The sequence below is a fragment of the Mycobacterium sp. genome (assembly GCF_035653355.1).
Taxonomy (GTDB): Bacteria; Actinomycetota; Actinomycetes; order Mycobacteriales; family Mycobacteriaceae; genus Mycobacterium.
Map to the genome: position 1 here is coordinate 1 of NZ_DASRBZ010000025.1, position 2539 is coordinate 2539.

2 protein-coding genes and 1 pseudogene are annotated in these 2539 nt (G+C 66.9%); all 3 read left to right on the top strand.

Annotated elements, in window-relative coordinates:
* Positions 1-290, top strand: a pseudogene (locus VFA16_RS00795) (glutamate decarboxylase); the annotation flags it as partial.
* A gap of 92 nt (positions 291-382) precedes the next feature.
* On the top strand, positions 383-1552 hold the full coding sequence (gene alr / locus VFA16_RS00800; RefSeq protein WP_324965990.1) for an alanine racemase: 1170 nt from the start codon (positions 383-385) through the stop codon (positions 1550-1552).
* On the top strand, positions 1542-2539 hold a 998-nt coding region (locus VFA16_RS00805; RefSeq protein WP_324965991.1), incomplete at its 3' end, for an alpha/beta hydrolase. The genes alr and VFA16_RS00805, both read left to right, overlap by 11 nt.

Here is a 2539-nt window from a genome sequence, read left to right on the forward strand (position 1 = left end):
AACTGATCTCCGACGGGTCGGCGATCCCGGTGCTGGCCTTCCGACTGGCCGGAGACCGCGGCTACACCGAGTTCGACGTCTCGCACGAGCTGCGGACCTTCGGCTGGCAGGTGCCCGCCTACACCATGCCGGACAACGCCACCGACGTCTCGGTGCTGCGCATCGTGGTGCGCGAAGGGCTGTCCGCGGACCTGGCGCGGGCGCTGCACGACGACGCTGTAACCGCGCTGGCCACGCTGGACAAACTCAAACCCGGCGGGCACTTCGACGAACAGCACTTCGCGCACTGACCTGATGGCCGCCGAGTGTGGTCTCGTGTTACGCAAATCTGCAGGCGGCGTGCATTAAGCCCACGTTCGCGGGGTCTGGGACAATCGAGACGATGCAGACAACTCCCCTGGTCCCGAAGTCCAAGGACCTCATCGCCGAAGCCGTGGTGGACCTCGAGGCCATCGCCCACAACGTGCGGGTGCTGCGCGAGCACGCCGGACCCGCGCAGGTGATGGCCGTCGTGAAGGCCGACGGATACGGCCACGGCGCCACGCGGGCCGCCCGCACCGCATTGGCGGCCGGGGCGGCCGAACTCGGTGTCGCCACCATCGCCGAGGCGCTCGAATTGCGCGCCGACGGCATCACCGCACCGGTGCTGGCGTGGCTGCACCGCCCCGGAACCGACTTCGCCCCTGCGTTGGCCGCCGACGTGCAGATCGCGGTGTCCTCGGTGCGTCAGCTCGACGAAGTGCTCGACGCAGTGCGCCGGACCGGCCGCACAGCGACGCTGACCGTCAAAGTCGACACCGGCTTGAACCGCAACGGTGTCGGCGCCGCGCAATACCCGGCCATGCTGACCGCACTGGGCCAAGCCGCCGCTGAGGACGCCATCCGGTTGCACGGCATCATGTCGCACCTGGTGTACGCCGACGAACCTGACCACCCCACCAATGAACTTCAGTACCAACGGTTCTGCGACATGTTGGCCCAAGCGAAAAGCGCCGGGGTGCGGTTCGAGGTTGCCCACCTGGCGAACTCGTCGGCCACGTTGAGCCGGCCCGATTTCGCGTTCGACGTTGTGCGGCCCGGAATCGCCGTCTATGGGCTCAGCCCCATCCCCGAACGTGGCGACATGGGACTGATACCGGCAATGACGGTGAAATGCGCTGTCGCACTGGTCCGTTCGATCCGCGCCGGAGAAGGCGTGTCCTACGGGCATACCTTTATCGCTGACCGCGACACCAACCTGGCGCTGCTGCCCATCGGATACGCCGACGGGGTGTTCCGCACGCTGGGCGGGCGCCTCGAGGTGCTGATCAATGGCAAACGACGGCGCAGCGTCGGGCGGATCTGCATGGACCAGTTCGTCGTCGACCTCGGGCCCGGCCAGCTCGACGTCGCCGAGGGTGACGAGGCGATCTTGTTCGGTCCAGGCACCGGCGGCGAACCTACTGCGCAGGACTGGGCAGACCTGCTCGGCACCATCCACTACGAGGTGGTGACAAGCCCGCGAGGGCGCATCACCCGGACCTACCGCGAGGCCGAAACCGTTGAGCGGTGACGACGAAGGGCATGCGCGCAAGGCACAATGGCTAGCCGGAGCGGCAGGACTGGGAGCGGTGAGCACGATCGCCGCTGTGTCGGTGGCGCGCTCGATGACGCGGCGCGCCGGCATCGAAGACCCTTATGCCGGCGAGAATTTCGAGACACTGGACAGCGACCGCAGCTACGTGGTGACGACCCCGGACGGGGTTCCGCTGGCCGTACGCGAGGCAGGTCCGGTGGATGCGCCGCTGACGGTGGTGTTCGCCCACGGCTTCTGTCTGCGCATGGCCGCCTTTCATTTTCAGCGCATGCGGCTCAGCGACGAATGGGGTCCGCAAGTCCGGATGATCTTCTACGACCAGCGCGGCCATGGCCGTTCCGGCGAAGCCTCGCCCGAGTCCTACACGGTGGCCCAACTCGGCAGGGACTTGGAAACGGTGCTGCAGGTGATCGCCCCGCGCGGGCCGGTCGTGGTGGTTGGCCATTCGATGGGCGGCATGACCGTGTTGTCGCATGCTCGCCAGTACCCGCACTACTACGGCGACCGGATCGTCGGCGCGGCATTGATTTCCTCGGCGGCCGAAGGGGTTTCCAGATCGTTGTTGGGGGAGATCCTGAAAAACCCGGCGCTGGAGGCAGTCCGATTCACAGCGCGCTCGGCGCCCAAGCTGGTGCATCGCGGCCGACGAGCGGCGCGGTCGCTGATCAAGCCGATCCTTGTAGCGGCATCCTACGGCGACGAGAAGATCAGCCCGAGCGTGGTGGCGTTCTCGCAGAAAATGATGTACGGCACCCCGGTCACCACGATGGTGGAGTTTCTGCACGCCCTGGAAACCTTGGACGAAACCGAGGCGCTGCCGACGCTGGCACAGATCCCGACGCTGGTCGCGTGCGGCGATCGCGACATGCTGACGCCGGCCGAGTATTCCCGCGAGATGGCCGACGCCCTGCCGGATTCCGAACTGCTCATCGTCGAGGGCGCCGGTCATTTGGTGCAATTGGA

Excerpts from the sequence above, each read along its gene's own strand:
- alr (WP_324965990.1), top strand. The coding sequence starts at position 383 with ATGCAGACAACTCCCCTGGTCCCGAAGTCCAAGGACCTCATCGCCGAA.